Origin of the sequence: Agromyces humi (assembly GCF_009720255.1) — a bacterium.
Taxonomy (GTDB): domain Bacteria; phylum Actinomycetota; class Actinomycetes; order Actinomycetales; family Microbacteriaceae; genus Agromyces; species Agromyces humi.
Genome location: NZ_WJSP02000309.1, coordinates 1 through 4503 on the forward strand (window position 1 = coordinate 1; position 4503 = coordinate 4503).

The 4503-nt window shown below is 70.2% G+C and carries 4 protein-coding genes; 3 read left to right on the forward strand and 1 reads right to left on the reverse strand.

Going from position 1 to position 4503, the window contains the following annotated elements; genetic code table 11:
* The 3 genes from GH736_RS17860 to GH736_RS17870 form a co-directional block, all read left to right on the forward strand.
* Positions 1-1317, forward strand: a 1317-nt coding sequence (locus GH736_RS17860; protein WP_159605727.1) for a helicase-related protein, incomplete at its 5' end; no start/stop codon positions are given.
* 110 nt (positions 1318-1427) lie between these two features.
* Entirely contained in the window at positions 1428-2660 is a 1233-nt protein-coding gene (locus GH736_RS17865) for a DUF349 domain-containing protein (RefSeq protein WP_159605729.1), read from the forward strand.
* Between the two features lie 105 nt (positions 2661-2765).
* Complete coding sequence (locus GH736_RS17870) at positions 2766-3380, forward strand: hypothetical protein (protein ID WP_159605730.1); 615 nt, start codon at positions 2766-2768, stop codon at positions 3378-3380.
* Here the strand turns inward: GH736_RS17870 and GH736_RS17875 are convergent.
* Positions 3359-4503 (reverse strand): RelA/SpoT family protein (locus GH736_RS17875; protein ID WP_159605732.1); only part of this gene is annotated, 1145 nt, incomplete at its 5' end. The two genes, GH736_RS17870 and GH736_RS17875, sit on opposite strands and share 22 nt — an antisense overlap.

Here is a 4503-nt window from a genome sequence, read left to right on the forward strand (position 1 = left end):
GTCGGCACGCCGGGCCGCATCATGGACCACCTCGACAAGCGCACGCTCGACCTGTCGGAGCTCAAGTACCTCGTGCTCGACGAGGCCGACGAGATGCTGAAGATGGGCTTCGCCGAGGACGTCGAGACGATCCTCGCCGACACCCCCGACGACAAGCAGGTCGCGCTGTTCTCGGCGACCATGCCCGCCGCGATCCGGCGCATGTCCAAGCAGTACCTGCACGATCCCGAAGAGATCACGGTCAAGACCAAGACCCAGACCTCGGCGAACATCACGCAGCGCTACCTCGTCGTGTCGTACCAGCAGAAGATCGACGCCCTCACCCGCATCCTCGAGGTCGAGAACTTCGAGGGCATGATCGTGTTCGTGCGAACGAAGAGCGTCACCGAGGAGCTCGCCGAGAAGCTGCGGGCCCGCGGCTACTCGGCCGCCGCGATCAACGGCGACATCGCCCAGGTCCAGCGCGAGCGCACGGTCAACCAGTTGAAGTCGGGCAAGCTCGACATCCTGGTGGCGACGGATGTCGCGGCGCGCGGCCTCGACGTCGAGCGCATCAGCCACGTGGTGAACTTCGACATCCCGAGCGACAGCGAGCCCTACGTGCACCGCATCGGCCGCACCGGCCGCGCCGGCCGCACGGGCGACGCCATCAGCTTCGTGACCCCGCGCGAGCGCGGCCTGCTCACGCGCATCGAGAAGGCCACGAAGCAGCCCATCACGCAGATGCAGCTGCCGAGCGTCGACGACGTCAACGTCACGCGCCTCGCGCGTTTCGACGACCGCATCAGTGCGGCCCTCGGCCAAGCCGAGCGCATCGACGGCTTCCGCGACATCATCGCCCACTACGTGCGCAACCACGACGTGCCCGAAGCCGACGGCGCCGCCGCGCCGCAGGCCGTCTCCAGCGAGATCAGCCTCATCCAGTCGGGGTTCTACGACGGCACCAGCTGCCACCGCCTGACGCGCGACAACATCTGGGTGCTGCAGTGCGGCGACCCCGCGGGCGATGGCACCGGCGGCCCCGGCTACAGCTATGGCCCGGTGGAGAACGCCCCGGCCGACGGCGTGTACCCCGCCGGGACGATCGCCATGGCGCGCCAGCAGCAGAACGGCTACAGCCAGGGCAGCCAGTTCTTCATCGTCTACGAGGACACCACGCTCACGCCCGACGAGGCCGGGGGCTACACCGTCGTCGGACGGGTCACGAGCGGTCTCGACCAGCTGAAGGCCGGAGTCACCGACGCCGGCACGGCCGACGGCGGCAGCGACGGCGCTCCGGCGGTTCCCGTGACCATCACCGGGTTCACGATCGAGTGACGACCGGCACCGCCGGACGCGGTGCACGGCGCCGCCCTCGAGCGGTGCAATAGGCTTGATGCCGTCATCGCCGCCCAGTGGGCGGCATCCGACCACGACAGGGTGAGGCCGTGACCGATTCAGAGCAGCAACCGTGGGGCCGCGTCGACGAGACGGGCACCGTCTTCGTGCGCACCAGCGACGGTGAGCGAGAAGTCGGACAGTACCCCGACGCGACACCCGAAGAGGCGCTCGCCTACTTCGAGCGCAAGTACGCCGATCTCGCCGGCCAGGTCGGGCTGCTGGAGCAGCGCGTCCGGCGCGGCGCCCCCGCGGCCGACGTCGCCAAGGCGGTCACCAACCTCCGCGATTCGGTGGCCGGCGCCCACGCGGTCGGGGATCTCGAGTCCCTGTCCCGGCGACTCGAGGCGCTGTCGGGCACCACGAAGGAGCTGACCGAGCAGCAGCAGGCCGAGGCGAAGGCCGCGCTCGGCGAGGCCATCGCCGAGCGCACCCGCATCGTCGAGCAGGCCGAGGCGCTCGCCGCCCAGGATCCCGCGAAGACGCAGTGGAAGCAGGCGACCGCCGAGCTCGACGCGCTCTTCGCCAGCTGGCAGCGCCACCAGCAGGACGGCCCCCGCCTGCCCAAGAACGAGGCGAACGAGCTGTGGAAGCGGTTCCGTGCCGCGCGCTCGACGATCGAGCAGCACCGCAAGGCGTTCTTCGCCGAGCTCGACGCCGCCCACCGCGACGTCCGCACCCGCAAGCAGCAGCTCATCGAGCGCGCCGAGGCGCTGGCACCCCGCGGTGCGGATGCCGTCGGCGACTACCGCTCGCTCCTCGACGAGTGGAAGCTGGCCGGACGCGCCGGCAAGAAGGTCGACGACGCCCTGTGGGCCAAGTTCAAGGCCGCGGGCGACGTGCTCTTCCAGGCCAAGGCCGAGGTCGACGCCCAGGAGGACGAGTCCTACCGGGCCAACCTCACGGAGAAGCTCGCGCTCCTCGACGACGCCGAGAAGCTGCTGACCGAGTCCGACCCGAAGGCCGCTCGCGCTGCGCTCAACCGCATCCAGCGCAGCTGGGACGAGATCGGTCGCGTGCCGCGCGACCAGGTGCGCCCCATCGAGGACCGCCTGCGCAAGGTCGAGAACCACGTGCGTTCCCTCGAGGACGAGCGCTGGCAGCGTGAGGACCCCGAGAAGAAGGCCCGCTCCGAAGGCATGCTGGGCCAGCTCCAGGACGCGATCGCCAAGCTCGAGGCTGAGCTCGCGGCAGCCGAGTCGGCCGGTGACGAGCGGGCCATCGCCTCGGCGCGCGAAGCACTCGACGCCCGTCGCGCCTGGCTGAAGGCCGTCGGCGGCTGATCGCCGAACATCGCGGCGAACGCGCGTCCCGCATCGGGGCGCGCGTTCTCCACAGATGAGCGTCGCGCCCGATCGCGCGGTGCCGGATGCCGCAGCATGGGCTGCATGGCCAGACTTCCCGCAGTGCTCGGCACCGACGACCTCCCCCTCGCCGAGCTGTGCGCGGCCCGGCTCGACGGCGAGCTGTTCGCGATCGACGACGGATGGGCACCGGTCGACGAGCCTGACCTGCCCGAGTTCCGGGCGGCCGCGCTCGCGCTGCGGGTCCCGCGCTCCCTGATCATCGAGCGCACGTCAGCGGCGTGGGTCCACGGTGCCCTCGACGTTCCCCCCGGCATCGCACAGTTCTGCGTGCCATCGAGCGCCCGCATCGCGGTGCTCGCCGAACGACGCGCGACGGTGCGCGAGGTCCGCATCGAGGACCACGAGGTCGTGCGATTCGGCGACGTGCGGTGCACCTCGATCGTCCGCACCGGGTTCGACCTGCTGCGCGACCCCGACCTCGACGACGACCTGGCCGTCGAGGTCACCACCGCCCTGTTCGACGCGCGCCGGGCGCTGCTCGGTGAACTCGCCGACCGACTCGAGGGGGCGTTCCGAATGCCGTACCGCTCGGCCGCGCTCGCCCGCCTCGGTCGCGTGGAGCTGCGACTCAGGCCGGTCGACGTTCGGCAGATGCCGGGCGACGCTCCGACCGGTCAGCCGTCGCTGACCCGGTAGACGTCGTAGACGGCATCGATGCGCCGCACCGCATTGAGGACCCGATCGAGGTGCGTCGTGTCGCCCATCTCGAAGACGAACCGGCTGAGTGCGAGCCGATCGGTCGAGGTCGACACATTGGCCGAGAGGATGTTGACGTGGTGCTCGGACAGCACGCGGGTCACATCCGAGAGCAGGCCGGCCCGGTCGAGCGCCTCGATCTGGATCTGCACGAGGAACAGGCTCTTGGAGCTCGGGGCCCACTCGACGTCGATCATGCGCTCGGGCTCGTTCATGAGGGACTGCACGTTGTGGCAATTGGCCTGGTGCACCGAGACGCCCGAGCCGCGAGTGATGAAGCCGACGATCGCATCGCCCGGCACCGGGGTGCAGCAGCGCGCGAGCTTCACGAGGATGTCGGGCGCCCCGCGCACCAGCACGCCGGAGTCGGAGTTGCGTGGCAGGGGGCGCGACCGCACCGGGATGGGGAGGTCGGGCTCATCGCCCTCGTCGACGTCGCGCACGAGCGCGACGACCTTCTCGAGGACCGACTGGGTGGAGACGTGCCCCTCGCCGACGGCCGCGTAGAGCGACGAGACGTCGTCGTACCGGAGCTGGGCCGCGACCTCGGCGAACGACTCCTGGCTCATGAGCTTCTGCAGCGGGAGGTTCTGCTTCCGCATCGCACGGGCGATGGCGTCGCGCCCCTGCTCGATCGCCTCGTCGCGGCGCTCCTTGGTGAACCACTGGCGGATCTTGTTCCGCGCGCGGGGGCTCTTGACGAAGGTCAGCCAGTCCTTGCTCGGACCGGAGTCGGGGTTCTTCGACGTGAACACCTCGACGACGTCACCGCTGGAGAGCTCGCTCTCGAGCGGCACGAGACGACCGTTGACCTTCGCGCCCATCGTGCGGTGACCGACCTCGGTGTGCACGGCGTAGGCGAAGTCCACCGGGGTCGCCCCGGAGGGGAGCCCGATCACACGGCCCTTGGGCGTGAAGACGTAGACCTCCTTCGCGCCGATCTCGAACCGGAGCGAATCCAGGAACTCTCCGGGGTCGGCTGTCTCGGCCTGCCAGTCCGAGATGTGCGCGAGCCAGGCCATGTCGGTGTCGTTGGCGTTCTGGGCGTCGGTGGTGCGCCCCG